Below are 23836 nucleotides of genomic sequence, written 5' to 3' on the forward strand. Positions count from 1 at the left end.
AAGTTTGTCGCCGGAAGCGCCCCGTTGGAGCAAAGAACAATGTTTTCGCCATCGCCGAACAAACATTGTTTGATGTCGCCGAGCCTTATGCCATAAGGCTTCCCGTGGTTACGAACACTGTTTATTTTGTTGTGACTTCGTGGCACGCCACTTGCTAGACAGGAACTATGGGGACGCAAGTCGCCCAAGGATCTTTCAGCAGACTGGTGAGGAAGCAGATGGACAGTAAAACAGTAAAACCGTTTAAATCGTTTAGTTCATTCACGCGAAGGGATTTCCTATATCGCGCCGCGGCGGTCGGCGGCACGGGATTGCTGCTCAATACCATGAACGCATGGGGCATGGGCATAGGCTCGACGGCGTCCGCGCCGCCGGAGCTGAGCGGCAGCGGCAAAGGCAAGAAGGTGCTGATACTGGGCGCCGGCCTGGCCGGCATGACCGCCGCCTTCGAGCTGGGCAAGCTGGGCTACCAGTGCCAGATCCTCGAGGCGCGCGCCTTCGCCGGCGGCCGTTGCCAGACCGCGCGCAAGGGCTTCAGCCTGACCGAGCTCGGTGGCGAAAAACAAACCTGCGAATTCGACGACGGCCACTACATCAACCACGGCCCATGGCGCATCCCGCTGCACCACCAGTCCACGCTGCACTACACGCGCCTGTTCGAGGTGCCGCTGGAGGTGATGGTCAACGATAACGACCATTCCTTCGTCTACTCGGAAAACGCCGGCCCCTTCGCCGGCAAGCGCATGCGCATCAAGGAGATCAAGGCCGACATGCGCGGCCACGTCTCCGAGCTGCTGGCCAAGTCGGTCAAGAACAACCAGCTGGACCAGGAACTGACGGCCGACGACAAGCGCCTGCTGCTGGACTACCTGGCGCACGAAGGCCAGCTGGCCGGCGCCGACCTGCAGTACAAGGGCCGCACCGGCCGCGGCTTCGCCGTCAATCCGGGCGCCGGCACTTCGCCCGGCCCGGGCACGCTGTCCGATCCGCTGGGCTTCAAGGACCTGCTGGCGTCCAAGCTGGGCAACGTCTACAGCGCGGTGCAGGACTTCCCGATGCAGAACACCATGTTCCAGCCGGTCGGCGGCATGGACTCCATCGCCAAGGCGTTTGAAAAGCGCGTCGGCAAGAACATCCGCTACAAGTCGGAAGTGCAGACCATCCGCCAGAACGACAAGGGCGTCACCGTCACCTTCAAGGACACCGGCACCGGCAAGGTCGCCAGCATCAGCGCCGATTACTGCCTGTGCGCGATGCCGCTGTCGGTGCTGCGCCAGATCGACACCGACTTCTCGGACAAGTTCAAGAAGGCCGTGGCCACGGTGGCCTACGCGCCGGTCGGCAAGATCGGCCTGCAGATGAAGCGCCGCTTCTGGGAGGAGGACGAGCATATCTACGGCGGCCACGTGCTGACCGACCTGAAAGGCATCAACACGATCTCGATGCCGTCCTACGGCTTCCAGAAGAAGAAGGGCGTGCTGCTCGGTTACTACCAGTACCAGACGCAGGCGATCGAGATCAGCGCGCTGTCACCGAAGGAGCGCGCCGCGTTCGCGCTGGCGGCCGGACAGAAGATCTTCCCGCAGTACACCGACAGCTTCGAGACTTCGTTCTCGGTGGCCTGGCACCGCGTGCAGTACAACCTGGGTGGCTGGGCCGAATGGACCGAGAAGACCCGCGCCGCCGCCTATCCGACGCTGCTCGAAGGCGAGGGCCGCGTGCTGCTGGCCGGCGAACACCTGAGCTATCTGACCGGCTGGCAGGCCGGCGCCATCGAATCGGCGTGGCAGCAGATCGCCAAGATCCATGAAAGGGCCAGCGCATGAAGGAAGTGCTGATCAAGGCCGCGATGGCCGTCGTGGCGCTGCTGGCGGCGGCCGCCACGGCGCCGTCGCGCGCGCAGGACGCGGGCGCTGCGGACGGCAAGGCGCTGTTCCTGAAAAACTGCGCGGCCTGCCACCAGGCCACCGGCAAGGGCATACCCGGCGCCTTCCCGGCGCTGGCGGGGAACAAGTTCGTGCAGGGGAAAAGCACCGACGTCGCCACCGTGCTGCTGAAAGGGCGGGGCGGCATGCCCGATTTCAGCGACAGCCTGAGCGACGCCGACATCGCCACCGTCCTGAGCTTCGTGCGCAGCGGCTGGGGCAACAAGGCGGGCCCGCTGACCGAGGCGGAAGTGGCGGCGCTGCGCGCCACGCTGCAGGTCGAGCCGTTCAGCAACGGTCAGGTATCCAACAAACACTGAAAGAGCACACCACATGAAAAAAGCACTCGCAACCCTGTTGATCCCGGCCGCGTTGGGCCTGTTGTCCACCGGCGCCGGCGCCGCGCCGAAGGCCGCGCCCAAAGCCGCCGCCGACATCGTGCGCCACAAGATCCCCGGCTCCGATTTCCCGATCGCGCTGGCCGTCAGCGTGCCGTCGACCGCCACCATCCACTTCGTCAGCGGCCAGGTGCCGGCCATCGTCGACAAGAGCGCCGCCCCGGATTCGCTGGCCGCCTTCGGCGACACCAAGACCCAGTCGGAGTCGGTGCTCAAGAAGATCAAGGAAGTCCTCGAGGGCATGAAGCTGGAGATGTCCGACGTGGTGAAGATGAGCGTGTTCCTGGTCGGCGATCCGGCCAAGGGCGGCAAGGCCGACACCAAGGGCTTCATGGAAGCGTACACGCAGTATTTCGGCGCCCAGGCCAACCAGCCCAACCTGCCGGCGCGCGCCGTGGTGCAGGTGGCGGCGCTGAGCAACCCGGGCTGGCTGGTCGAGATCGAAGTGGTCGCCGCCAAAAAATAACCGGATATCCAGGTCATCCGGGGATACAGGTCTTACTTTCTTTTTTATTCAATGGGGATTAAATATGCATAAGGCCACACTCAAGATCGGCGTCGCAGCCGTGCTGTCCACCCTGTCGTTCGGCGCCGCGTTCGCCGCCAACGCCGCCGCCGATGATGCTGCCGTCCCGGCCGATGCCGCCAACGCCACCTCGGCCGGCGCGGTGATCGTCACCGGCACCCGTTCCAGCGGCATCAAGGTGGAGAACAGCGCCTCGCCGATCCAGGTACTCGATGCCGCCTCGCTGCAGCGCACCGGCCAGCCGGACCTGATCCAGGCGCTGGCGCAGAACCTGCCGTCGTTCACGGCGCAAGCCTTCGGCGGCGACACCGCCAACCTGACCTTGTCGGCCCGCCTGCGCGGCCTGAGCCCGAACAACACGCTGGTGCTGATCAACGGCAAACGCCGCCACGGCACCGCCAACCTGGCCGTGCTGGGCGGACCATACCAGGGCGGCGCAGCGGCCGACCTGAACTACATTCCGGTATCGGCGATCGACCACATCGAGGTGCTGCAGGACGGCGCGGCCGCCCAGTACGGCTCCGACGCCATCGCCGGCGTGATCAACATCATCCTGAAGTCGAACAACCACGGCGGCACCGCCAGCGCCACCGGCGGCGGCTACGTCGACGGCGGCGGCCGTACCGGCGACGCCTCGGCCAACGTCGGCGTCGAGCCGTTCAAGGACGCCTTCCTGAGCCTGACCGCCGAATCGAAATACCACGGCTACAGCGACCGTGGCGGCATCGACCCGCGCGTCGTCAATCCGGCCAACATGGCGGCCTACCCGGGCATGTTCCAGGAGCCGGGCTACCCGCACGTCAACCACATCTCGGGCGACGCGCAATACCACCTGAACGTGCTGGCGGCGAACTTCGGCTACGACCTCACGCCTGACAGCCAGCTGTACGCGATCGCCACCTACGGCCGCAAGGAAGCGCGCGCCTACGAGAACTACCGCCTGCCGAACCGCCTGCCCAAGATCTATCCGACCGGCTTCTCGCCGAAGGAAACCATGAAGCAGGACGACTACGCGCTGACGGCCGGCATCAAGGGCCTGGTCGGCGGCTGGAATATGGACCTGAGCACTACCTACGGCAAGGACACCAGCAAGATCGGCGTGGCCGACTCGGGCAACGTCTCGCTGTTCAACGACACCGGCGCCTCGCCGACCGTGTTCAGCGCCGGCGCCTTCATCGCCAGCCAGCTGACCACGACCCTCGAAGCCAGCCGCGAGTTCAACGTCGGCTGGGCCAAGCCGCTGAACGTGGCCGGCGGTATCGAGCACCGCATCGACAAGTACGAGATCGAAGCGGGCGACCCTGCCTCGCGCTACAAGGAAGGCTCGCAGTCGTATCCGGGCTTCTCGCTGACCGACGCCGGCAGCCACCGCCGCACCAACGAGGCGGCCTACATCGACCTGGCCGGCAACCCGATCACCGACCTGACGCTGGACTTCGCCGCGCGCTACGAGCACTTCAGCGACTTCGGCAACGCCAAGGTCGGCAAGCTGACCACCCGCTACGACATCACGCCGGCGGCGGCGGTGCGCGGCACCTTCTCCAACGGCTTCCGCGCGCCGACCCTGGCCGAGGAATACTACTCGGCCACCAACGTCGGTCCGACCACCGCCTTCGTGCAGCTGGCGCCGAATTCGGCCGGCGCCAAGCTGGTCGGCGTGGACGGCCTGAAGCCCGAGCGTTCGACCAACTTCAGCCTGGGCCTGGTGCTGAACCCGGCCAGCAACCTGGCCATCACCTTCGACGCCTACCAGATCAAGATCCGCGACCGCATCGTCGGCTCCGGCGCGCTGTACGGCTCGGGCGGCGGCACCAATTCGCCGGCCGTGGTGGCGGCGATCAAGGCCAACGGCAATGTGCTCGACAGCGCCGTCAGCCAGACCGGCATCAACATCTTCTCCAACGCGGTCGACACCCGCAGCCGCGGCTTCGAATTCGTCACCACGCTGAACGAGAACTACGGCACCGCCGGCAAGGTGGACTGGAGCATCGCGGCCAACTACAACAAGGTTGAGGTGACCAAGATCAACCAGGCGCCGACCCAGCTGCTGCCGCAGACGCTGCTCGACAAGACCGCGATCTCGGACCTGGAAACCGCGTCGCCCAAAGTGCGCGTCAACCTGGGCGCGCTGTGGAAGATCGGCAACTGGACCGTCAACCTGCGCGAGGCGATCTACGGCAAGTCGTCGGAGTACGGCAGCGAGGACGGCTCGGTCTATCACAAGACCGAGATCTCGGCCAGGGCCATCACCGACCTGGAAGTGGGTTACAAGATCAGTCCCGCATGGTCGCTGGCGGTCGGCGCCAACAACCTGTTCAACCAGTATCCGAACGGCGTGAACCCGGCGCTGCTGGCCGACCAGCGCGCGGCCGGCGACAACGCGGCGGTGACGATACTGCCTTCGTTCTCGCCGTTCGGCATCAACGGCGGCTACTACTACGCCCGCGCCAACTACAAGTTCTAAGCCTGTAGCGGCCCGGCGCCAAGGCCATCCTGCGGGATGGCCTTTTTTTTCGGCGTTTGTCTTGATCCGGTCTTTGCGTGTAGCATTCGTCTCTGGCCGGTCTGGTTCGACCAGCTTCATGGGAGAGCACAAAATATGCTGAAAAAAATGGGCGGGAGCCTGATGGCGGCGGCCGTCGCCGGCGGCGTGGGCGCGGCCTCGGCGGCGCCGATGACCCTGCAGGACTACCTGGCGCTGACCGGCCCCGCACCCAGCCTGCACGTGGCCTACGGCGCGGCGCCGTCGCAGTTTGCGGAGCTGTTCCAGCCGGCCGGCGACGGCCCGTTCCCGGTCGCGGTGATCATCCACGGCGGCTGCTGGACCAGGGAGTTCGGCGGCATCACGCAGATGCGCAACATGGCCGGCGATTTGATCAGGCAGGGCATCGCGGTATGGAACGTCGAATACCGCCGCTTCGACGAAGCGGGCGGCGGCTATCCGGGCATGTATCACGACGTCGCCACGGCGATGGACCGCCTGCGCGCGGTGGCGCCGGCGCACCGGCTTGACCTGCGGCGGGTGGCGCTGGTCGGCCATTCGGCCGGCGGCCACCTGGCGCAATGGGCGGCGTCGCGCGCGCGCCTGCCGCGCGCCAGCCCGCTGTACGTGGCCGATCCGCTGCCGGTGCCGGTGGTGATCAGCCTGGGCGGCCTGGCCGACCTGCGCAACGAGGAACGGCTGATCAAGACCAGCTGCGACCGCGACATGGTGCAGCTGGCCGGCACGCCGAGCGCCGCGCGGCCCGACGTCTTTGCCGACACCTCGCCGATGGAGATGCTGCCGTCGGGCGTGCGCACGGTGCTGATCCACGGCGAGTTCGATACCGTCTCGCCGCCGCGGGCGGGCCACGACTACGCGCGCCGCGCGCGGGCGGCCGGCGACGCGGCGGAAGTGGTACTGCTGCCGGGCGGCAGCCACTACGACGAGGTGGCGGCGACGTCGCCGTCGTGGGCCATCGTGTCGGCGGAGATCCGCAAGGCGCTGGGGATGGCGCCGCGCCAGAACCTGGCTGGAACTTAGTATTCGGTGTATTTGCGGGCGTCGCCGCGCACCTGCGCGGCCGGGTACTTGGCCGCGTTGAGCGCCATCTTTTCCAGCGCGGCGGCGCGCAGGTCGACGCCGGTCTTGTCGGCCAGCTGCACCAGGTACAGCAGCACGTCCGCCAGCTCGTGGCGGATGCCTGTGCGTTTGGCGTCGTCCAGTTCGGCGTCGGCGCCGGTCTGCAGCCACTGGAAGTGCTCGGCCAGCTCGGCCACCTCCACCGACAGCGCCATCGCCAGGTTCTTCGGTGTATGGAATTGCTCCCAGTCGCGGTCGCGGGAGAACTGGCGGGTCAGTTCGCGCAATTCGGTCAGGCTGTCGGGGCGGGCAGAGGTCGTCATGGACGCTATGGTAGCACCGCTGATTCGACGTTTCATCCCCCTTTTTCTGCCGTTTGTCGCATCGGCCCGGCGTACGCCGGCGCCGGCGGCTACAGTGGCCCCACTATAACTTCGGGGACCTCCCATCATGCGCACCGCTATCGCCATCGCCGTCACCTCCGCCTTCGCCATCGCCACGCTCGCCGGCTGCGCCGTCATCGTCGTCCCGGACGATGGCAACGGCAACGCGCGCTACACCTCGTGGGGCGGCAACGCCGTCGAGGGCAACGGCGTCGCCGCCGTGGAGCGCCGCGAGGCCGGCAACACGGACGGCCTCGACATCAACGGCCCGATGCAGGTCGAAGTGCGCGTCGGTTCCGCCCCGTCGCTGCAGGTCGAGGGCGACAGCAACCTGCTGCCGATGCTGAAGACCGACGCCAGCGGCGGCACGCTGCGGGTGTGGGTCGAGGGCAACATCCGCTCCAGCAATCCGCTGCGGGTGATCTACACCACGCCGCAGCTGCGCCAGATCAGCTCCAACGGTTCCGGGCGGCTGGCGGTCAGCGGCCTGAATGGCGGCGCGCTGAACCTGAGCCAGAACGGCTCGCGCCAGGTGCAGCTGGCCGGCGCGGTCAGCCAGCTGGAGGCGCGCCTGAACGGTTCCGGCAGCGTCAACGCGGCCGGCCTGGAAATCGGTTCGGCCGTCGCCAGCCTGAACGGCTCCGGCCGGCTGGACCTGGGCCGGCTGCGCGGCGACTCGCTGAGCCTGGACCTGCACGGCTCCGGCGGCGTCAACGCCAGCGGCAACGTGCGGACCATGAACGTGCGCCTGTACGGCTCGGGCAGCGCCGACCTGGCCGGCCTGACCAGCCAGAGCGCGGAACTGAGCACCCACGGCTCGGGCAGCGTGTCGGCCACGGTCAGCCAGTCGCTGGTGGCCGACAGCACCGGCTCCGGCCACGTCACCGTGTACGGCAACCCGTCGCAGCGCAGCGTCAGCGGCAAGCGGGTCAGCGTGATGCAATAAACCCGGCCGGTTGACGCTGGAGGGCCCGGCTTGTAAAGTGGGCCGATGGACAGCGATCAATCGGACCACGGCGCCGACGTCGAAGTGGCGATAGTCGGCAGCGGCTACGCCGGCCTCTGCATGGGCATCAAGCTCAGGGAGCGGGGCATCGCCGACTTCGTCATCCTCGAGCAGAACGCCGAGTTCGGCGGCACCTGGCGCGTCAACAGCTACCCGGGCGCCGCCTGCGACATCCCCAGCCATCTGTATTCCTTCTCGTTCGCGCAGAACGCCGACTGGTCGCGCAAGTTTCCGCGCCAGCCGGAGCTGCTGGCCTATGCGGAAGACATCGTCCGCCGCTACCGTCTGGCGCCGCATTTGCGGCTGGGCCACGGCCTGCTGGCGGCCGACTACGACGAGGCGCGCGGCCGCTGGCGCCTGCGCACCGCGCACGGAGAACTGAGCGCGCGCAACCTGGTGCTGGCCACCGGCGGCCTGTCGCGCGCCGCGCTGCCGGCCCTGCCGGGCCTGGACAGCTTTGCCGGCAAGGTGTTTCACTCGGCGCGGTGGGACCATGGCTACGACCTGCGCGGCAAGCGGGTGGCGGTGATCGGCACCGGCGCCAGCGCGATCCAGTTCGTGCCGGAGATCGCGCCGCTGGTGGCGCAGCTGGACCTGTACCAGCGCACCGCGCCATGGGTGTTGCCGCGCCCCGACCGCGCCATCACGGCCGCCGAGCGCTGGCTGCTGCGGCGCCTGCCGCCGCTGCGCAAGCTGTATCGCCTGCTGACCTATGTGCGGTACGAGTCGCGCTACCTGGTCTTTGCCGGACCGTCGTGGCTGGCCGGCGTGGCGGCGCGGCTGGGACGCCGCCACCTGCGCAGGCAATTGCCGCACGACGCGGCGCTGCGCGCCAGGCTGGCGCCGTCCTACAGGCCGGGCTGCAAGCGCATGCTGCTGTCGAACGACTACTATCCGGCGCTGGCGCGGGCCAACGTCGGCCTGCACACCTGCGGCATCGCCGCGGTGCGGCCGCGCGGCATCGTCGGCGCCGACGGCGTCGAGCGCGCCGTGGACGCCATCATCTTCGCCACCGGTTTCGATGTCGAGCATGCGCTGGGCGCGGTGGCGGTGCGCGGGCGCGGCGGCGCGCTGCTGGCCGACGCCGCGCGCGGCGGGCTGGCCGCCTACAGGGGCGCCACCGTGCCAGGCTTCCCCAATATGTACATGATCGCCGGCCCCAATACGGGGCTGGGCCACAACTCGATGATCTACATGATCGAATCGGGCGCGCGCTACGCCGTCGAGGCGGTGCTGGCGCGGCGGCGCGCGGGCTGGCGCGCGCTGGAGGTGCGCGACGACGTGTGCCGCCAATACAACCAGCGGCTGCAGGCGCGCTTCAAGGGCACGGCGTGGGCCTCCGGCTGCCGCAGCTGGTATCTCGCCAGCGGCGGCAGGAACAGCGCGCTGTGGCCGGGCTTCACCTTCGAGTACCGGCGCATCACGCGCCGCTTCGACGCGCCGGCCTACGTGGCCACGTCAGCGCACCTTGAAGAAGGACATCGAGCTCTGTAGCTGTTCGGCCTGGCCGCTCATCTCCTCGGCGGTGGCGGCCAGCTGTTCGGAGCTGGAGGCGTTCATCTGGGTGGTCTGGCTCAACTGGCTCATGGCGGAATTGATCTGGCCCGCGCCGGTGGACTGCTCCTCCGACGCGGCCGTGATCTCCTGCACCAGGTCCGACGTGCGCTTGATGTTCGGCAGCATGGTGTCGAGCAGCGCGCCGGCCTTCTCGGCCAGGTTGACGCTGCCGCTGGCCACCTGCTCGATCTCCTGCGCCGCCACCTGGCTGCGCTCGGCCAGCTTGCGCACCTCGGCCGCCACCACCGCGAAGCCCTTGCCATGCTCGCCGGCGCGCGCCGCCTCGATCGCCGCGTTCAGCGCCAGCAGGTTGGTCTGGTAGGCGATGTCGTCGATGATGCCGATCTTCTTGGCGATCTCGCGCATCGCCACCACCGTCGAGCGCACCGCCTCGCCGCCTTCGCCCGCTTCCTGCGCGGCCTTGCCGGCCATGCCGTCGGTGACCTTGGCGTTCTCCGTGTTCTGCGCGATCGAGGCCGACATCTGCTCGATGGCGGCGCTCGATTCCTCGGCCGCCGCCGCCTGCTCGCTGGCGCCCTGCGACAGCGACTGCGCGGTGGCGCTGACTTCCTCCGAGGCGCTGGCCAGCGCCTCGGCGCCGTCATTGACCTCGCTGACCACGCGCGACAGGTTGCCGACCATGGTGTTCATCGCCGCCAGCAGGCTGCTGGTGTCGCCCTGCTTGATGCGCACCTGCACCGTCAGGTCGCCGGAGGCCACGCGGTTGACGATATCGGCAGCGTAATCCGGTTCGCCGCCCAGCTGGCGCAGTAGCACGCGCGTGATGAACACGGCGATCAGCGCCACCACCACCAGCGTGCAGACCGAGATGATGATGGAGCTGCGCATCGCCTTCTGCTTCAGCGCCACCGCCGCGTCGGCGCCCTGTTTGCCCAGGTCGACGTTGTAGTCGAAGTGGCTGTCGATGGCCGCCTGCATCAGCTGGATTTCCGGGCGCGCCTGCTCGAGCAGCACGCGCGCCTTGTCGTTGTGGTTGAGGCGCGACTCCACCAGCACCGCCTCGATCTGCGGCTGCACCTTGGCCCAGGATTCCCTCTCGCGCGCCAGGATCGCCTTGTCCTTGTCGTCGGCCAGCAGCGCCTCGTATTTTTTCAGGTTCTCGTCGACGCCCTTGCGCATGTCGGCGACCTGGCCGTCGATTTCCGCCAGTTTCTTTTCGTCGGTGTTGAGCACGTGCTGGCTGACGCGGACGCGCATGCGCAGGAAGCTGTCGCGCAGCTTGTCGAGCACCACCAGGCTGGGCACCGTATTGACGGTCGAGAAATTGGCGGCCTCGTAGACTTCGTTCATCTGGTACTGGCTCAGGCCCGCCAGCAGCGCGATGCCGGCCAGCGCTGCGCCGCCCAGTGCGGTCATTTTTTGTACTACGCTCAGTTTCATTTGCTGACTCCCCCATGAGTGAGTGGTGGTGGTGAGTGGCTTATGCGGCAGCCACGGCCGTGTTGCCTTGCAATCGTTCGATCAGCGCCGCCAGCGGCATCGGCCGCGCGTACAGATAGCCCTGCATGCAGTTGCAGGCGTGGGCGATCAGGAAGTCGGCCTGGGCCTGCGTCTCCACGCCCTCGGCCACCACCCGCAGGCCCAGGTGGCCGGCCATCGCCAGGATGGACTGCACCAGCGCGCGGCTGTTGGCGTCTTCGGGCGTGTCCATGATGAAGCTGCGGTCTATCTTCAGCTCATACAGCGGCATTTTTTTCAGGTAGGCCAGGCTGGAATAGCCGGTGCCGAAATCGTCGATGGAAAAGCGCAGGCCGAGCGCCGCCAGCCGGTGCATGCGGGCGACGGTGTCGTCCATCTTGTCGATCAGCAGGCCCTCGGTCACCTCCAGCACCAGCAGCTCCGCCGGCACGCCCGTCTCGGCCAGCGTGCGCTGCACCAGCTCGACGAAATCGGCTTGGCGGAACTGCGTCGGGCTGACGTTGACCGACAGCGGCATCGCCAGGCCGGCCCGCTGCAGCGCCAGCACCGCCTCGCAGGCCTGGCGCAGCGCCCACGCGCCCAGTTCGACGATCAGCCCCGACTCCTCGGCCACCGGGATGAACACACTGGGCGGCACCATGACGCCGCCGGCCCGCTGCCAGCGCATCAGCAGCTCGCCGCCGACGGCGCGGCCGTCGCGGTCGACCTGGGCCTGCACGTGCATCTGCAGCCCGCCGGCCGCCAGCGCCGCCGCCAGGTCGCGCTCCATGGTCAGCCGCCGTTCGACTTCGGCCTGCATCGCGGTCTCGAAGAAGGCGATGCCGTTGCGGCCTTCCGACTTGGCGCGGTACATCGCGGTGTCGGCCTCGCGCAGCAGGTCGTGCGCGGTTTGGGCTGGAAACTGCGGGCCGCTTTTCGGCAGCATGGTCACGCCGATGCTGGCGGTGGAGTTGTAGCACTGGCCTTCGATCTCGAATTCGCGGCCGATGGCGGCGCGGATTTTTTCAGCCACGGCCCGCGCCGCGCGGGTGGCGCCGGGCAGGTCGTCCGACAGGTGGGCCAGCAGCACGACGAATTCGTCGCCGCCGATGCGGGCCACGGTGTCGGCCTTGCGCATCAGCTGGTCCAGGCGCACCGCCGCGTTGCGCAGCAGGGCGTCGCCGGTGGCATGGCCGCGCGCGTCGTTGATGGTCTTGAAGCGGTCCAGGTCGATGAACATCACGGCGCTGAAGGTGGCGCCGCGCTCGGAGCTGGCCAGCAGCTTGTCGATGCGGTCCATCAGCAGGCGGCGGTTGGGCAGGCCGGTCAGCACGTCGAAGAAGGCCAGGCGGTGGATGTCGTCCTGCGATTTCTTGCGCTCGGTGATGTCGCGCTCGACCGCCACCCAGTGCGTGTTGACGCCGCCCTCGCCGGCGAACGGCACCAGCTCCGTCTCCACCCAGTACGGCTCGCCGCCCTTGGTGTAGTTCAGCAGCTCGGCGCGCACCGTCTCGCTGCGCGCCATGGCCCGCTCGATGCGCGCGACCGCCTCCGCTTCGGTGTCCGGCCCGCGCAGCATGCGCAGGCTGCAGCCGAGCACCTCGTCGCGGCGGTAGCCGGTGCGGCGCTCGAAGGCTTCGTTGACGAAGATGATGTGCTGCTCGCCGGCGGCGGTGTCGTCGTCGCGGCCCACCTCGGCGATCATCACCATGTCGTTCAGGCGCGAGACGGCGGCCGAGGTCAGGCGCAGCTCGGCGTTCAGCGCCGACAACTGCGCCTGTCGCCGTTCCAGCGCGCCGGCGGTGTTGCTCAATTCATCGAGCGAGCGCGCCAGGTGCTGCAGCAGCACGGCGCAGGACAGGGTCAGCACCGAGGTCATGAACAGGAAGTTGAGCGTGATGATGGCGGCCTTGAGGAAGCCGTGGTCGGGCATGCCGGCGATGTGCAGCGTGGAGTTTTCCTCGAAGCCCAGCACCAGCACCGCCAGCCCGGTGAGCGCCAGCGTCCACAGCGCGGGGCGCAGGCCCAGCAGCAGCGCGGCCAGCACCGGGATGGCCATCAGGTAGATCTGGCTGACCGGCCCGACCTTGAGCAGCAGGGCGATGCCGACGATGAAGGCGACGGCCAGGAAGTTGACGACGCGGACGGTGTAGGCGATGCGCCGCAGGCGCCAGATGGCGGCCAGCCAGGCCAGCGCGACGATGTCGATGACGACGATCGACCACAGGCCCTCGCTGGCGGCCAGCAGCACGCTGGGAATGGCGGTGGCTGATCCGAGCAGGAACACCACCAGCAGCAGCTTCGCAAAGATTTGCGCGCGCCAGTGCGCGATGTCGTTCGGCACAGCCACCGTTGCAGCCTCCGGAGTGCGTTGCGGTTGGTTGCTATCTGTTGTTTATCTGATAGTAACCGCAATCGCAGGCTGTGTCAGCAGGGCAGTTTAGTCCTTGGCGTTGACGCTGCCGATGCCGGCCACGGACTTGTTGACGGTCTTCGGATGGCCGTAGTAGTCGAGCTCGCCCATGCCCTTGGCCACCGCGTTCAGCAGGTCGGTGGCGTGCACGCTGACGTGGCCCACGCCCTCGAAGTTGACGTCGACCCGCTCGGCAACTAGCGACTTGGTATCGACCTCGCCGACGCCCTTGGCGTTGATGCGCAGGTACTTGACCTTGCCGTTGGCGACCAGATGGCCGGCGCCCAGGTAGCCGATGTCGAGGCGGTCGGTCTTGACGTTGTTGATGATGGTCTCGCCGGCGCCCTCGACCTTGACCCGGCTCAGCGACGGCACCGTGATGGTGATGCGCGGATCGCTCTTGCTGGAGTGGTTGATCTTCTCCGGCATGGTGATCAGCAGTTCGTTGTCGACCACCTCGGTCTTCAGCGAGCCGACGAACTTGTCGTCGCCGCTGACGAGCACCGACTGCGTCTTGCCCACTTCCACCGTCATGGCGAAGGCGCCCTTGGCGTTGACGGCGATGAACGACGGCACGGCGCGGGTCGATTCGGCGGCCAGCGCTGGAGCGCTCAGCGCAAACAGGGTGGCGGTCAGTGTGGCGGCAACGGTACGGCGCATGGCGATTCCTTGTTGAGTTATCAAATTTGACAAGATTGATTTTACTGAACTTGGCCGCGGCTGCCGACAAGTTTGCGACGAACTGCAAAAATCCGGGGTTGTGTTGCGCGGGGGCTACGTTCTCGCTGAAGGGCAAATGAAAGGAAAGCGGCGTATCATCGACGCACTGTTTTCTCCGCAGAGTTGATCATGACCACCGCCAGCCAGCCCCGCCAGTCCCGCTTCAGCACCGTGTTCCGCGTCGTCAGCGGCAACTTCATGGAGATGTTCGACTTCTTCCTGTTCGGCTTTTACGCCAACGCCATCGCCAAGGCCTTCTTCCCCAGCGGCGACGAAGTGGCCTCGCTGATGATGACCTTCATGACCTTCGGCGCCGGCTTCTTGATGCGGCCGCTGGGCGCGATCATCCTCGGCGCCTACGTCGACCGCGTCGGCCGCCGCCAGGGGCTGATCGTCACCCTGGCGCTGATGGCGCTGGGCACCCTGCTGATCGCCTGCGTGCCCGGCTTCGCCAGCATCGGCTACCTGGCGCCGGCGCTGGTGCTGACCGGCCGCCTGCTGCAGGGCTTTTCGGCGGGCGTCGAGCTGGGCGGCGTGTCGGTGTACCTGGCCGAGATGGCCACGCCGGGACGCAAGGGCTTCTACGTCAGCTGGCAGTCGGCCAGCCAGCAGGTGGCCATCGTCGCCGCCGCCGCGCTGGGCTACGCGCTGAACCAGTGGCTGTCGCCGGCCGAGGTGGGCGCCTGGGGCTGGCGCATCCCGTTCTTCGTCGGCTGCCTGATCGTGCCGGTGCTGTTCGTGATCCGCCGCTCGCTGCAGGAGACCGAGGAATTCAAGGCGCGCAAGCACCGGCCGGAACTGAAGGAGATCTTCCAGTCCATGCTCAACAACTGGGCGCTGGTCATCTCCGGCATGATGCTGGTGGCGATGACCACCGTGTCGTTCTACCTGATCACCGTCTACACGCCGACCTTCGGCAAGAACGTGCTGCACCTGAGCACCAGCGACGCGCTGATGGTGACCTTGTTCGTCGGCCTCTCCAACTTCTTCTGGCTGCCAGTGATGGGCTCGCTGTCGGACCGCGTCGGCCGCCGTCCGCTGCTGATCTGCTTTACCGTGCTGGCCATCTTCACCGCCTATCCGGCGCTGCACTGGCTGGTGCAGTCGCCCAGCTTCGGCCGCATGCTGGGCGTGGAACTGTGGCTGTCCTTCCTGTACGCCAGCTACAACGGCGCGATGGTGGTGGCGCTGACCGAGGTGATGCCGGTGGAGGTGCGCACGGTCGGCTTCTCGCTGGCCTACAGCCTGGCGACGGCGGTATTCGGCGGCTTCACGCCGGCCATCGCCACCGGCCTGATCGAATATACCGGCGACAAGAGCGCGCCCGGCTGGTGGCTGACATTTGCCGCCGTCTGCGGCCTGTGCGCCACGCTGCTGCTGTACCGCCGGCAGCAGCGCCAGCAGCGGCATGCCGCCGGCGCCACCGCCTAGCTAGCCGGCCTGCGCGCCTGTCCGCAGGCGCGCGAACAGGCGCTCGATATCGATCTCCTGTATCAGCAGGTCGCCCTGGTTGGCCTTGATCAGGCGCGGCGCCAGCGAGGCGTCGCCCGAGCCCAGCGGCGATCCGGTCATGTCTGCTTCGTCGAAGCGCTGCACCGAATGCAGATCGTCGACCATCAGGCCGATGGTGCTGCCGCCCAGGCGCGCCAGCATCACCTGGCTGTTGCCGGTGACGGCGCCGGGCCGGCCGCTGACCAGCAGCGCCAGGTCGAACACCCAGACAAAGTGCTTTTCGCCGCCGGCCAGCGGCACATCGAGCATGCCGATGCGGGCCGGATGGCCGCCGCTGCTGGTCCGCTGCACCCTGGCGAACGGCACCGCCTCCTGTATCCGCGCGGCCGCCAGCGCCATCAGCGTGCCGCCGGCATAGAAGATGGCGAAGTCCGGGCCGGTGTCGCCGCGGCGCTCGATGCGCGCCGCGGGCGCGGCCTGCTGGCCGTCGCGCACCGGGCCGAACGATTCCAGCAGCACCGCCAGCACCGGTTCCTCGACGCCGTCGGCGGCGCGGAATTCGCGGTAGCCCGCCGCCCGGGTGCAGGCGGCGATCACGTACTGGCCGTTGTGTGCCATGATGCGCGAGACGCTGGCGCCGGCGTTGGCGTCGGCCGCCGCCAACAGCGACGGATCGAGATCGAGCTGGCTGCCCGGCGCGCAGGCCGGGTCGCTGCCGGCCAGCACGCGGCCGCCGGGCGTGACGAAGAAGGCTTGCATGTTGGCGCGCGCCGCCACGCCGCTGAGCAACATATTGTGCAGCTCCGGCCCGGTGTCGAACACGATGCCGATGCCGCCGACCACTGTCGCCGGCTGGTCCGGATGGCGGATCGCCGCGTGGTAGACGAAGGCCGGTTCGCCGCCATACAGCGCCGACGGCGCGAACGGCTGCGGATAGTGATCCAGTTCGCCGCGCAGCGCGCACACGCGGCCCAGCGTGGCGCCGTCGATGACGGTGCCAATGGCGTCCTGGCTGCCGGTGCTGGCGACGATGCGGCCGTTGCGGTCGTAGACGAACAGCCGCGCATACACGGTGTACAGGCTGTTGATGTAGGCCAGCACCTGGCCCATGGCGGCGGTCTGCGCCGCCGACGGCTGCGCCAGGCCGCGCCGCAGCTGCGCCGTCAAGGCCCACCAGCGGCAGTCATTGGCGCGCTCGTACAAGTTACGGTCCAGCATGTCGACCAGCAGCTGCGAGGTCAGTTCCGCCTCGCTCAGGCTGGCGGAGAGCACGGTCTGGTACAGGTCCTGGATCGAATGCGAGAACAGTTCGTCGCTGCGTTCGCCGGTTTCGGTGATCTGGTCCAGCACCGTATTGAGTTTGCCGGCGCCGCCGCCATCGCCGCCGCTGGCGGCGCTGGTGACCTTGCCGTTCCAGACGATGCGCTCGATGGTGCGGGTGGTACGCGTGACGGCGCTCATCAGCTCGTGCAGCGTGGGGCTGAAACTCTCGGCATGCGACAGCAGGCCCTGGATCAGCTGCGGCGGCACGTCGGCCAGCGCGTTGCCGCCGTGGCTGTGGAACGCCAGCTCCAGCGGTATCATCAGCTGGCCTTTCCAGCCGGCCGGGCCGGGATAGCCCTGGTAGCCGGCGGAGCCGAAGGTGCGCACCAGGTATTCGCGGCCGCCGAACATCAGCGGCCGCGGCGCGCCTTGCTCATTGGTCGGGACCTTGACGCCGGCCGGTATCCACAGGGGATCGGCGCTGGCGATGACGCGGTCCTGCGCGTCGAGCAGCAGCATGTTGGCGCGCTGCGAGGGATCGCGGTAGGCGTCGAAGATGGCCTCCATCTCCTGCTCGAAATTGAAGCACAGGCACAGCACGCCGGCAGGCTCGCCGGTTTCCGGGTGCAGCATGCGGTGCGAATACACCAGCGCGCGCGGCTTGCCGGGACGCAGATCGGTGGCGCGGAAGGTTTCGACGTAGCCGGGCGCCTCCAGCGTCTGCGCCAGCAGCGGGTCGTGGCTGCGAGCGACCGGAATCGCGGGATCGGCCTGCACCAGCACGCGGCCTTCCAGGTCCAGCAGCAGGATCTGGTCGTAGACGGTGTACTTGTCGCGATAGCTGGACAGGCGTTGGCTGGCCTGGGCCTGGTCGCCATCGAGGCCGGCGACAAAGCGGCACAGGTCGACGTCGGTGGCGAGAAAGCCGACATCGGCGGTGCGCTCGTACAGGTTGCGCACCAGGATGTCGATCGCGTAGCGCGCCTGGGTGCCCAGGTTGGCCAGCACGTGGCGCACCTTTTCCTGCACCAGATTGGCCACCAGTGCACGTTCCAGGTGCGCGAATCCGGTGCGGGTGGCCACCATGGCCGGCAGCAGCAGGCGGGCTTCGGCGGGGCAGTTCATCTTCGCGGAGGACTCGATAAGTCTCCACATCTGATTCAATTCCCGCAGCGACAGCTCGCAACGGGCAACATCGGACATATGGGGTAGGAAGACGTCCGAGCTGGCTTCTTGGTTAGGAATCATCACCTTGAGTTAATCACAAAGAATATATTTAAAGCAATTAATGTGCCATGGGAAATACTCGACGCCAATAAAAAACGCCATCACAGGGATGGCGTTGGCGGCGGCGGCTGGTACTTATTTGTTGCTCAGGCATTCCTTCATGAAGGCCTTGCGCTCATCGCCTTTTTTGCCGGTGGCGTCGGCATTACATTTTTTCATCTTCTCCTGCTGGGTCACCTTCGGCGCCGGTGCTTCGGCCTTGGCGCTCAGGCATTCCTTCATGAAGGCTTTGCGCTCATCGCCTTTCTTGCCGGTGGCGTCGGCATTACAGGTTTTCATCTTGCTCTGCTGGGCGGTCGGCTCGGCGGCAAACACGGCGCCACTCAGGGACAGGATCAGACTGGCAACGAACAGTTTTTTCATTTTCAATTCCTCGGAAGTCGAATGACGGTAGGCGCGGCATGGCTGCTTGCCACATGATTACTATAACTGACTTGGCAACGGCCGGCCATTCTTTATCAAGGGCCGGCAAGTTACGGCGAGGTATCGAAAATCAGAATGCGATGTCTTCGCGCGGTAGCGGAATCTTCTTCCGGCGCTCGACGAGGCGGAGCAGGGTATCGGTAGGAAGCTGCACACTCACTGTGGTAAACATACGCGTTTCTCCTCTCTTTTCTTCTCTCGTCCTCTCTTTAGCCCTCCAATTTCGGAGGAAGTTCAAAAAGAGAGGAGAAAGAAGGGAAATGGGAAGAAAAAAGGGCGGATGGAGGCCGTTTACCACACGCACTTGTAGCGACTATCCCCATGCGTATCCCCCCCGCCAGTTCAGGCACGGCGAACTGTCCTGGCGGATCGCCAGCAGGTCGTTCATGGTGCCGCGGGCGCTGACGATGGCGGCGCTGACCCGAATGCCGCTGACTTGGCAACGGCCGGCCATTCTTTGTCAAAGATGAAGAGTCTTTTCGTTACTAAAATAAAATTATTATTTGGCAAGTGTGTAGAATGAGGCTCCCCCTTTATTCTGGAGCACATATGACTTCCCGCAGGGACGTACTCAAATTCTCCGTTTTATCCGCACTGATGGCGCGTTTTCCGCAGGTTTACGCACAGAGTTCCGGCGGCCTCACTCCCGCACAATACTGGCAACTGCAGGCGCCATTGCGGCCGACAACCCGACCGGTGGCACCCGCACCGACGATCTATGTCGATGCGATTCATGGCGACGACAAGTGGGCCGGCACCACGATGGCGTCCGCCCTAAAGACCCTGTCCATGGCGGCTTCCAAGACCTTGAATCCCGGCGCCGTCATCGCACTGGCGAACGGGTCCGTGTTTGAATTGACGGATGCCGTAGTCTTCCGAAACGTGAATGGCACGGCGTCTTCGCGCATTTATTTGACCAACTACGATCCTGGCGGGGTTCCCGACACCTTGCCCAAGATCCGCTACCGGTTCAAGCCGGCCGCCACCGACTGGGTATGGGATGCCAGCCGCGCCGCCTGGTACTTTGCTCACCCACATGGCCGCAAGTTCAACTACGCCTATGTGCGTTTCAATGACGACAGCTGGGGCGTCTCCTATACCTATAACCAGGACTACGCGGCGCTGACCGCGCCTTACCGCTATGTCTCCGACCAGGTCAATCACCGTATTTACATCTACGCGCCAGAGGGCGTGAATCCTACCACCTACTACAACGGCGTCACGATCGCCGGCGACGATTTCGGCTGCTTGCTCATGCTGCGTTGCGGCTCCTACGTCACGATTGAGAACATCGATTTCGAGGAGACTCCCCATCTGGTGTCGATCGGTTCGTATGACGTCATCGGCTCGAACATCACCGGCTTCGAACTGCGCAACTGCCACGGCGTGAACGTGACCGGCCTGATGGGAACCTACGCCGACAACCACGCTTATACCGTGCAGGTGAATGTCCATGATTGCTCGTTGCAGCACTATGCAACGGCTGGCGTACAACTCGGGAACAATTCCCGCGATTGCGTGATTGAAGATAATTGGTTCGTCGATGGCGGCAAGTGCTGCACGTCCGCCGGCGCGGTCTATCTCCAGGAGCGGCCTACTACCTCGGCGGCCATCAACGGTACCGTCGTGCGGCGCAATTTTGTCGACACCTATGCAAACGGCATCGGCGATCACCCTTATGACGGCGCCGGCATTTACTGCGAGATCAACAGCGACAAATGTCTGATTCAGAATAACATCGTCATCAACTGCCGTACCGCGCTGCAGGATAACAGTGGAAAGTCCAACAGCTTTGTCGGCAATCTGCTGCATTGCGACCGCGCCTTGATGGTGACTGACCAGGGCAATGCGAAGACGACCAATCTCGTTTTCGATGGCAATACCATTTATTCGCAAACGGGCCGCAATACCTATGCATCGCCCGGTGCGGCCAGCTCTTCCGACGGCGTCATTGCGTGGCGTATCGACGTAGCCGATCCACGCTATGCATTAAAGGCTCGAGGCAATGTGATCCGGGCAGGCGGCTTCTCTGGCCGTCAGGCGGTCTTCCTCATTGGAACCTATGACGGAAGTGCGTTGCCCGTGCTGGATTTGCATGGCAACACGGTCTCCAACGTACCGTTTGCCTTGCCCAGCTCGATCACTCAACCATCCGACACGCAACTGCTGGATCTGGAGGCGCTCGCCACTTCCAGCTACACGGTGCCGGGCATAACGACAATAGGGGCGAGCGGTTCGATATCCAGCAAGGCCTTGCTCGGTGCTGCATTGACCAGCGATAGCATACGTGGTGCCATCGGAACCTGAGAGTGACTGCCCAGTGAAAAACGCCAGCCCTCGGGCTGGCGTTTTTTTGCTTTAGTCGTCGTCCTCGTGCGAGCCTTTCTCGACGAATACGACCGTCGTGCGCGGCGGGATCGTGAAGCTGCCGGTGGCGCTGGCGTAGGTGGCGGTGCGGGCCAGCGTGTCGCTGCCGGACTTGCGCTGGATTTTGTGCACCTTCAGCTTGCGGCCCGCCAGTTCAGGCACGGCGATCGTCTTGGCCACCTTGTCGACGTTGAACAGCGCGACCACCGACTTGTATTTCGCGCCGGCGTAGTGCTGCGGATGCTGGCCGTCGATGCTCATGACGATCAGGCCAGGCACCTGCTGCGGCCCGGTGTTGTGGAAGCGCAGCCGATCCGACACGTCCTTCGCCGTGCGCAGGCGGAACAGCGAGCTGTCCTGGCGGATCGCCAGCAGGTCGTTCATGGTGTCGCGCGCGCTGACGATGGCGGCGCTGTCCGGCTTGATCAGCGCGTTGGCCAAAATCGGCGACATCAGCGGCCAGTTGTCCTGGTTGACCGCCGCCAGCGGCAGGCCGACGCCGAAATTGTTCGACTGGTAGCTGTAATCGAGCTTGTTGAACCAGTCGCCGGCGTCGTAGCTGTCGCGGTCCATCGACTTCGAGCGCAGGATTTCCTGGCCGGCGTGGATGAACGGTATCCCCTGCGCCAGCACGTTGATCGCCGCGCCCAGGTTCTGCACGCGCACGCGGTCGGCCAGGCTGGTCGCCTGCGGCAGCTTGTAGGCGTTCAGGTCGAACAAGGTCTGGTTGTCGTGCGCCTCGATGTAGTTGATGGTCTCCGAAGGCTGGGCGGTGAAGCCGGCCTGCTGGCCAAAGTAATCGATCTCCGAGTTCTTGCGCAAGGTGCCGGTGCGGTCGGTGAAGCTGTAGTCGCGCAGGGTGCCGGACAGCCCCACCTTGACCAGGTCGCCCAGGCGCAGCAGGTCGTCCTTCGTCTGCGTCGATTGCGCGTTCGGATCGTAGAACGCGCCGTTGATGAAGCCCTGCTGGCTGATCAAGGCCGCGCCGCTGTCGCAGCAGCCGCCGCCGCGTATGGTGTCGCGCAGGCGGTCGTTGAAGGAGCCGATGCCGCTGCCGTACATATTGGCCTGGCGCGCCTGCACGAAGCGGGCGTCGTTGCCGACGGCGCCGAAGTTCCACGCTTCGCCGTACAGGTAGATGTCGCGGCCGGCCGCCTTGTTGACGGCAGCCTGCAGCTGCTTCATCACCGCCAGCGGCGTGAAGCCCATGATGTCGAAGCGGAAGCTGTCGACCTGGTAGTCGCGCGCCCAGGTGCTGACGGAATCGATCATCAGCTTGGCCATCATGGCGTTCTCCGCCGCAGTGTCGGCGCAGCAGCTGTCGTTGGTGATGCCGCCGCCCGCGTTGAGGCGGTAGTAGTAGGTCGGCACGATCTTGTCCAGCACCGACAGCGGTCCCTGCTGCGAGGCGCTGGTGTGGTTGTAGACCACGTCCATCGTCACGCGCAGGCCTTGTTCATGCAGGCCCTGCACCATGGCGCGAAACTCGCGCACGCGCACCGCGCCGTCGTTGGCGTTGGACGAGTAGCTGCCCTCCGGCGCCGTGTAGTGCACCGGATCGTAGCCCCAGTTGAAGCAGTCGGTGCCGCGCGCCGCTTCCACCGCCGCCTGCTGGTCGGGCGCGTTGGCGGCGGCGTTGGGGATCACCGGCGTGGCGCAGCCGGCCTCGTTGACGCTGGCGATGTCGAAGGTCGGCAGCAGGTGGACGTGGGTCAGGCCGGACTGCTGCATGGCGCGCAGATGGCGCATGCCGTTCGAGCGCCCGTCGGTGAAGGCCAGGTATTTGCCGCGGTGCGCGGCCGGCACGGTGGCGTCGCCGACGCTGAAATCGCGGATGTGCAGTTCGTACAGGGCGATGTCGGTCGGGCTGTCGAGGCGCGGCACCGAATGGTGGTCCCAGCCGTCCGGCTTCAGCGCGCGGCTGTCGAGGTTGGCGACGAAGCTGCGCTGGCTGTTAGCGTTCAGGCTCAGCGAATAGGGATCGGTCACCGTGTTGCTCACCAGCGTGTTGCCGGCCCAGCGCGACAGCACCTGCACGTTGTAGGTGTAGTAGTAGCGGTTGACCCAGCTCGCGTCCGGCGCGGTGTAGCTCCACACGCCGCTGGCGGCGTTGCGGGTCATCGCGCGGGTGACGGTGCTGGCGCTGGTGGCGTCCGGATACAGGTTGAGGCTGACGGACTTGGCGGTGGGCGCCCACACGCGGAAGGTCGGCGCGCCGTTGCGCTCGAAGCTGACGCCCAGCGTGGTGCTGGCGGCGGCGCCGGCAAACACGCTGTCGAGCATGCCGCTCATCTGCAGCGACGTCACCTGCAGCAGCTTGCCGGCCGCGTCGAACTGGGCCACGGCGAACTGGCCGCTGGCCTTGGCCGCGATGCCGGCCGCGTCCGCGGCGGACATGGTCAGCGCGGTGGCGCCGGCCAGGTGCGGATACTTTTGCCGCAGCGCGGCCGGCAGGGCGGCGGCGGTCAGCGCGATGCTGCCGTCGGCGCCGCTGACGCCGGCCACACCGGAGCCGAGGCCGCCGTTGGCGGCGTAGTACAGCGTGTAGCTGGCGCCGCCGGCGGGCACGCCCGGCCAGGCCAGCGTGTCGGCGGCCAGCCAGTGCGCGCTGGCGTTGTTCAGGTTGCCGAAGGTGAGGGCCGGCTGCGTGCTGTAGACGGTGCAGTCCGCTTCCAGCATCCACACTTCCTGGCCGGCGCTGCCGATGTTGGCGTTGAAGCCGGCCGACTGGTCGTTGCCGCAATTCTTGTTGCCGCTGCCGTCGGTGACCAGGAACCAGATCGCCGACTTGGCCGTGTCGACGGGGATGTCGACGTAGCCGCCGAAGTCGTCGCTCTGGGTCATCATGAAGCGGCCGCTGATCCAGGCCGGGCTCGGATTGACCGGCCCGTCCCACGAATACACGCCCCACTGGCTGGCGTCGTTCTGGGCGCGGTGGTAGTGCATGCGGATGTTGCCGGCGGCGACCGGGGTGGCCGCGGCCATGACGACGCGGCCGCCGAGCAGTTTGGCGGCCGGTGCCGCGGCGCCGCCCTGGGTGTCGCCGCCGCCGCAGGCGGCGAGGGCCGCCAGCATGCCGGCGGCAGCCATGACTTTCAGGTGTGAAACTAAACTACAGCGTAATTCCATGCTCGT

The 23836-nt window shown here is 66.4% G+C and carries 17 protein-coding genes; 9 read left to right on the forward strand and 8 right to left on the reverse strand.

Translation table 11 applies throughout. The annotated features are described in order from the left end of the window. Positions 1-218: 218 nt before the first annotated feature. The 5 genes from ACSQ3S_RS04765 (at position 219) to ACSQ3S_RS04785 (ending at position 6372) form a co-directional block, all read left to right on the forward strand. On the forward strand, positions 219-1826 hold the full coding sequence (locus ACSQ3S_RS04765; RefSeq protein WP_436141706.1) for a flavin monoamine oxidase family protein: 1608 nt from the start codon (positions 219-221) through the stop codon (positions 1824-1826). Continuing rightward, positions 1823-2245, forward strand: a complete 423-nt coding sequence (locus tag ACSQ3S_RS04770; protein ID WP_436141707.1) for a c-type cytochrome — start codon at positions 1823-1825, stop codon at positions 2243-2245. The genes ACSQ3S_RS04765 and ACSQ3S_RS04770 overlap by 4 nt, the downstream gene beginning before the upstream one ends. A 13-nt stretch (positions 2246-2258) precedes the next feature. After that, positions 2259-2789, forward strand: coding sequence for a RidA family protein (locus tag ACSQ3S_RS04775; protein WP_436141708.1), 531 nt, complete (start codon positions 2259-2261; stop codon positions 2787-2789). Between the two features lie 64 nt (positions 2790-2853). Continuing rightward, positions 2854-5313 (forward strand): TonB-dependent receptor plug domain-containing protein, encoded by a 2460-nt coding sequence (locus ACSQ3S_RS04780; protein WP_353404121.1) that lies wholly within the window; start codon positions 2854-2856, stop codon positions 5311-5313. A gap of 135 nt (positions 5314-5448) precedes the next feature. After that, complete coding sequence (locus ACSQ3S_RS04785) at positions 5449-6372, forward strand: alpha/beta hydrolase family protein (protein WP_436141709.1); 924 nt, start codon at positions 5449-5451, stop codon at positions 6370-6372. Here the strand turns inward: ACSQ3S_RS04785 and ACSQ3S_RS04790 are convergent. Next, complete coding sequence (locus ACSQ3S_RS04790) at positions 6369-6734, reverse strand: nucleotide pyrophosphohydrolase (protein WP_436141710.1); 366 nt, start codon at positions 6732-6734, stop codon at positions 6369-6371. The two genes, ACSQ3S_RS04785 and ACSQ3S_RS04790, sit on opposite strands and share 4 nt — an antisense overlap. A gap of 127 nt (positions 6735-6861) precedes the next feature. On the opposite strand from ACSQ3S_RS04790, the gene ACSQ3S_RS04795 reads away from it, so the two are divergent. Both ACSQ3S_RS04795 and ACSQ3S_RS04800 read left to right on the forward strand, forming a co-directional pair. Beyond that, entirely contained in the window at positions 6862-7740 is an 879-nt protein-coding gene (locus tag ACSQ3S_RS04795) for a head GIN domain-containing protein (protein ID WP_436141711.1), read from the forward strand. Between the two features lie 45 nt (positions 7741-7785). Further along, positions 7786-9294 carry a flavin-containing monooxygenase gene (locus ACSQ3S_RS04800; RefSeq protein ID WP_436141712.1) on the forward strand — a complete coding sequence of 503 codons (1509 nt, stop codon included), beginning with the start codon at positions 7786-7788 and terminating at the stop codon, positions 9292-9294. Here the strand turns inward: ACSQ3S_RS04800 and ACSQ3S_RS04805 are convergent. The 3 genes from ACSQ3S_RS04805 to ACSQ3S_RS04815 all read right to left on the reverse strand — a co-directional run bounded on the left by ACSQ3S_RS04805 (position 9259) and on the right by ACSQ3S_RS04815 (position 13849). Further along, a complete protein-coding gene (locus ACSQ3S_RS04805; protein ID WP_176655417.1) occupies positions 9259-10758 on the reverse strand; it encodes a methyl-accepting chemotaxis protein in 1500 nt (499 codons plus the stop codon). The two genes, ACSQ3S_RS04800 and ACSQ3S_RS04805, sit on opposite strands and share 36 nt — an antisense overlap. Positions 10759-10798: 40 nt before the next feature. Next, positions 10799-13126, reverse strand: coding sequence for a putative bifunctional diguanylate cyclase/phosphodiesterase (locus tag ACSQ3S_RS04810; protein WP_436141713.1), 2328 nt, complete (start codon positions 13124-13126; stop codon positions 10799-10801). Positions 13127-13216: 90 nt separating this feature from the next. Further along, positions 13217-13849, reverse strand: a complete 633-nt coding sequence (locus ACSQ3S_RS04815) for a GIN domain-containing protein (RefSeq protein WP_436141714.1) — start codon at positions 13847-13849, stop codon at positions 13217-13219. A 189-nt stretch (positions 13850-14038) separates the two neighbouring features. Here ACSQ3S_RS04815 and ACSQ3S_RS04820 point away from each other — a divergent pair, with 189 nt between their 5' ends. Then, on the forward strand, positions 14039-15340 hold the full coding sequence (locus ACSQ3S_RS04820; protein ID WP_176655420.1) for an MFS transporter: 1302 nt from the start codon (positions 14039-14041) through the stop codon (positions 15338-15340). Here ACSQ3S_RS04820 and ACSQ3S_RS04825 read toward each other — a convergent pair whose 3' ends face one another. The 3 genes from ACSQ3S_RS04825 to ACSQ3S_RS04835 form a co-directional block, all read right to left on the reverse strand. Beyond that, positions 15341-17779, reverse strand: coding sequence for a chemotaxis protein CheW (locus ACSQ3S_RS04825; protein WP_436141715.1), 2439 nt, complete (start codon positions 17777-17779; stop codon positions 15341-15343). A 207-nt stretch (positions 17780-17986) separates the two neighbouring features. Beyond that, positions 17987-18274 (reverse strand): PsiF family protein, encoded by a 288-nt coding sequence (locus tag ACSQ3S_RS04830; protein ID WP_176655422.1) that lies wholly within the window; start codon positions 18272-18274, stop codon positions 17987-17989. A 373-nt stretch (positions 18275-18647) separates the two neighbouring features. Then, positions 18648-18788, reverse strand: a complete 141-nt coding sequence (locus ACSQ3S_RS04835; protein ID WP_436141716.1) for a hypothetical protein — start codon at positions 18786-18788, stop codon at positions 18648-18650. Positions 18789-18883: 95 nt separating this feature from the next. On the opposite strand from ACSQ3S_RS04835, the gene ACSQ3S_RS04840 reads away from it, so the two are divergent. Beyond that, on the forward strand, positions 18884-20641 hold the full coding sequence (locus ACSQ3S_RS04840; RefSeq protein WP_436141717.1) for a hypothetical protein: 1758 nt from the start codon (positions 18884-18886) through the stop codon (positions 20639-20641). A gap of 51 nt (positions 20642-20692) precedes the next feature. Here the strand turns inward: ACSQ3S_RS04840 and pulA are convergent, their stop codons facing one another. Then, positions 20693-23830 (reverse strand): pullulanase-type alpha-1,6-glucosidase, encoded by a 3138-nt coding sequence (pulA, locus tag ACSQ3S_RS04845; protein ID WP_436141718.1) that lies wholly within the window; start codon positions 23828-23830, stop codon positions 20693-20695. Positions 23831-23836 lie beyond the last annotated feature (6 nt).

Origin of the sequence: Duganella sp. LjRoot269 (genome assembly GCF_964254095.1) — a bacterium.
In the GTDB taxonomy this organism is placed as follows: domain Bacteria; phylum Pseudomonadota; class Gammaproteobacteria; order Burkholderiales; family Burkholderiaceae_D; genus Rugamonas; species Rugamonas hordei.

Coding starts and splice junctions, on each gene's coding strand:
- ACSQ3S_RS04790 (WP_436141710.1), bottom strand. CDS start 6,734: ATGACGACCTCTGCCCGCCCCGACAGCCTGACCGAATTGCGCGAACTG.
- ACSQ3S_RS04785 (WP_436141709.1), top strand. CDS start 5,449: ATGCTGAAAAAAATGGGCGGGAGCCTGATGGCGGCGGCCGTCGCCGGC.
- ACSQ3S_RS04805 (WP_176655417.1), bottom strand. CDS start 10,758: ATGAAACTGAGCGTAGTACAAAAAATGACCGCACTGGGCGGCGCAGCG.
- ACSQ3S_RS04800 (WP_436141712.1), top strand. CDS start 7,786: ATGGACAGCGATCAATCGGACCACGGCGCCGACGTCGAAGTGGCGATA.
- ACSQ3S_RS04825 (WP_436141715.1), bottom strand. CDS start 17,779: ATGTGGAGACTTATCGAGTCCTCCGCGAAGATGAACTGCCCCGCCGAA.
- ACSQ3S_RS04795 (WP_436141711.1), top strand. CDS start 6,862: ATGCGCACCGCTATCGCCATCGCCGTCACCTCCGCCTTCGCCATCGCC.
- ACSQ3S_RS04820 (WP_176655420.1), top strand. CDS start 14,039: ATGACCACCGCCAGCCAGCCCCGCCAGTCCCGCTTCAGCACCGTGTTC.
- ACSQ3S_RS04775 (WP_436141708.1), top strand. CDS start 2,259: ATGAAAAAAGCACTCGCAACCCTGTTGATCCCGGCCGCGTTGGGCCTG.
- ACSQ3S_RS04830 (WP_176655422.1), bottom strand. CDS start 18,274: ATGAAAAAACTGTTCGTTGCCAGTCTGATCCTGTCCCTGAGTGGCGCC.
- ACSQ3S_RS04815 (WP_436141714.1), bottom strand. CDS start 13,849: ATGCGCCGTACCGTTGCCGCCACACTGACCGCCACCCTGTTTGCGCTG.
- ACSQ3S_RS04765 (WP_436141706.1), top strand. CDS start 219: ATGGACAGTAAAACAGTAAAACCGTTTAAATCGTTTAGTTCATTCACG.
- ACSQ3S_RS04770 (WP_436141707.1), top strand. CDS start 1,823: ATGAAGGAAGTGCTGATCAAGGCCGCGATGGCCGTCGTGGCGCTGCTG.
- pulA (WP_436141718.1), bottom strand. CDS start 23,830: ATGGAATTACGCTGTAGTTTAGTTTCACACCTGAAAGTCATGGCTGCC.
- ACSQ3S_RS04835 (WP_436141716.1), bottom strand. CDS start 18,788: ATGGCCGGCCGTTGCCAAGTCAGCGGCATTCGGGTCAGCGCCGCCATC.
- ACSQ3S_RS04840 (WP_436141717.1), top strand. CDS start 18,884: ATGACTTCCCGCAGGGACGTACTCAAATTCTCCGTTTTATCCGCACTG.
- ACSQ3S_RS04780 (WP_353404121.1), top strand. CDS start 2,854: ATGCATAAGGCCACACTCAAGATCGGCGTCGCAGCCGTGCTGTCCACC.